Origin of the sequence: Corallococcus sp. CA049B (assembly GCF_003611685.1) — a bacterium.
Lineage (GTDB): Bacteria > Myxococcota > Myxococcia > Myxococcales > Myxococcaceae > Corallococcus > Corallococcus coralloides.
Window position 1 is genome coordinate 1 of sequence record NZ_RAWC01000398.1, and the last position, 3,119, is coordinate 3,119.

Here is a 3,119-nt window from a genome sequence, read left to right on the forward strand (position 1 = left end):
GGGCGGGCCGTGGTGAGTGGGCCGGTGCTCGTCACGGGGCCCACGGGCAACGTGGGGCGCGCGGTGGTGCGCGCGCTCCTGTCCGAAGGGGTGGCGGTGCGCGCGGCGGTGAAGTCGCCGGAGCACACGGTGTCGCTGCTCAAGGAGATGGACGGGGACGTGATGCCCATGCCGCTGGACTTCCTGCGGCCGGAGACGTTCCTCCCCGCGCTGGAGGGCGTGCGGGGCGTGTTCCTGATGCACCCGCCGGCCCTCGCCCACGTGGAGGGGACGCTCAACGCGTTCATCGACGCGGCCGCCACGCAGGGCGTGAAGCAGGTGGTGTTCCTGTCCATGGCGGGCGCGGAGACGCGCGCGTGGGCGCCGCACCACGCGGTGGAGGCGCACCTGATGCGCTCCGACGTCGGGTGGACGCTGCTGCGCCCGGCGTTCTTCGCGCAGAACCTGGGGGACGCGTACCGCGAGGACATCCGCCAGGACGGCCGGCTCTACATGCCCGCGGGCCACGGCAAGGTGGCCTTCGTGGACGTGCGCGACGTGGGCGAGGTGGCGGCGCGAGCGCTGCTGGACACGTCGCTGCGCAACCGCGCCTTCACGCTCACCGGGCTGGAGGCCGTGACGTTCGAGGAGGTCGCGTCCGTGCTGTCGGAGGTGCTGGGCCGGCCCATCCGCTACGTGCCCGCATCGGTGCCCGGCTACGTGCGCCACCTGCACCAGCGCCGGCTGTCGTGGGGCCAATTGGGCATGCAGACGCTGATGCACGTGGGGCTTCGCTTCGGGAAGGCGGAGCAGGTGGACCCCACGCTCACCAACCTGCTCGGCCGTCCCACGCGCACGGTGCGCCAGTACATCGAGGACCACGCGCCGCTCTGGCGCTGACGAGGCTCCGGCGCGCTCAGGCGTACCAGAGCGCCCAGGCGATGAGCACGACCTGGAGCGGCAGCCGCGCCCAGAGCAGGGGCCGGGGAATCTTCCGGAACTGCTCCGGGTGCCAGGCCATGTGGAGGTTCGCGGGGAACACCGCCACGAACAGCGCCACGAGTCCCCACGCCGCGAGCCGCGTGGTGGCGGGCACCAGGAGGAAGATGCCCAGCACCACCTCCGCCACGCCGCTCAGCAGCACCAGCTCCCGGGGGCGGGGCAGGTACGGCGGCATGATGCGCATGTACATGCGGGGCTTGAGGAAGTGGTTCACCCCCGCGGCGACCATGAACAGCGCGAGCACGTACTGCAGGATGGTTTTCACGTCCATGGGCGGTGGGGCTCCTCGCGCGGCATCGAAGCCCGAGCGAGGCGCTCCGTCCACGCCTACTTTCCGGCGAACGCCTCCGCGACGATGGCGCGCGCCTCCTGGACGATGGTGTCCAGGTGTGCCTGGTCGCGGAAGCTCTCCGCGTAGATTTTGTACACGTCCTCCGTGCCGGACGGACGCGCGGCGAACCAGCCGTTCTCCGTCGTCACCTTGAGGCCGCCCAGGTCCGCGTTGTTGCCGGGCGCGCGCGTGAGGCGCTGGAGGATGGGCTCCCCCGCGAGCGACGTGGCCTTCACCGCCTCCGGCGACAGCTTCTTCAGCGCGGCCTTCTGCGTGGACGTGGCCGGCTGGTCGATGCGCGTGTACAGCGGCGCGCCGAACTTCTTCGCCAGCTCCTGGTAGTGCTCGCCGGGGTCCTTGCCGGTGCGCGCCAGGATCTCCGCCGCGAGCAGGTCCAGGATGATGCCGTCCTTGTCCGTGGTCCACACGGTGCCGTCCTTGCGCAGGAAGGACGCGCCCGCGCTCTCCTCGCCGCCGAAGCCCAGCGAGCCGTCCAAGAGCCCGTCCACGAACCACTTGAAGCCCACCGGCACCTCCACCACGCGGCGGCCCAGGTCCTTGCCCACGCGGTCGATGAGGCTGCTGCTCACCAGCGTCTTGCCCACCGCCGCGTCCGCCTTCCAGCCCGGGCGGTTGCGGAAGAGGTAGTTGATGGCGACCGCCAGGTAGTGGTTCGGGTTCATCAGCCCCATGCTGCGGGTGACGATGCCGTGGCGGTCGGAGTCCGTGTCGTTGCCGAACGCGAGCGCGTACTGGTCCTTGAGCTTCACCAGGTTCGCCATCGCGTACGGTGACGAGCAGTCCATGCGGATCTTCCCGTCGTGGTCCGCGGGCATGAAGCCGAAGGTCGGGTCCACGGTGGGGTTCACCACCGTGAGGTCCAGGCCGTACCTCGCGGCGAGCGGCGCCCAGTAGTCCAGGTTGGAGCCGCCCAGCGGATCCGCGCCCAGCTTCAGCTTCGCGCCCCGGATGACGTCCAGGTCCACCACGTTCGCCAGGTCCGCCACGTACGGGGTGATGAAGTCGTACGCCTTCACCGAGGCGCTCGCGCGCGCCTTCTCGTAGGGGACGCGCTGCACGCCCTTGTTGCCCGCGGCCATCAGCTCGTTGGCGCGCTTCTCCACCAGCGAGGTGACGTTCGTGTCGGCCGGGCCGCCGTTGGGCGGGTTGTACTTGATGCCGCCGTCCTCCGGCGGGTTGTGGGACGGGGTGATGACGATGCCGTCCGCAAGCCCGCTCGTGCGGCCCCGGTTGTACGTGAGGATGGCGTGGGAGATGACCGGCGTGGGCGTGGCGCCGTCCGTGTAGCGGACCTCCACGCCGTGCGCGGCCAGCACCTCCAGCGTGGTGCGCTGGGCGGGCTCGGAGAGGGCGTGCGTGTCCATGCCCAGGAACAGCGGACCGTCGTAACCCTGCTGCTTGCGGTACTCGCACAGGGCCTGCGCCACCGCGAGGATGTGCGCCTCGTTGAAGCTGCGGCGCGCGGCGCTCCCCCGGTGACCGGAGGTGCCGAAGGCCACGCGCTGCTCGGCCACGGACGCGTCGGGCGTGTCGTCGTAGTACTGCGCGCGCAGCTTCTCGGGGTTGATCAGCAGGTCGCGCGAAAGGGGCTTGCCAGCGGAAGGGTGTGCCATGACGGGGCAACCCTAGCCGCGCGCGCATTCAGAGGGGAGCCGAAGTCACAGGCCCTGTCGCGCGCCACACCCGCCTTGACGCGCTCCGTCCAGTAGCGGGCGGGGCGCGGGCGGCCGGGACGGGAGCGCGTGTCCGGAAGCCGTCAGCGCGCCACGGCGACGGAGGCCGCGGG

3 protein-coding genes are annotated in these 3,119 nt (G+C 71.2%); 1 reads left to right on the forward strand and 2 read right to left on the reverse strand.

Features of this window, described 5'->3' with window-relative positions; translation table 11 throughout:
* Positions 1–879 (forward strand): SDR family oxidoreductase (locus tag D7W82_RS39040; RefSeq protein WP_199728005.1); only part of this gene is annotated, 879 nt, incomplete at its 5' end.
* Positions 880–895: 16 nt separating this feature from the next.
* Here D7W82_RS39040 and D7W82_RS39045 read toward each other — a convergent pair.
* The gene (locus D7W82_RS39045; RefSeq protein ID WP_120623102.1) at positions 896–1,252 is read right to left on the reverse strand and encodes a DoxX family protein; all 357 of its coding nucleotides are present in this window, start codon (positions 1,250–1,252) and stop codon (positions 896–898) included.
* Between the two features lie 56 nt (positions 1,253–1,308).
* A complete protein-coding gene (gene pgm, locus D7W82_RS39050) occupies positions 1,309–2,946 on the reverse strand; it encodes a phosphoglucomutase (alpha-D-glucose-1,6-bisphosphate-dependent) (RefSeq protein ID WP_120623103.1) in 1,638 nt (545 codons plus the stop codon).
* Positions 2,947–3,119: the final 173 nt, after the last annotated feature.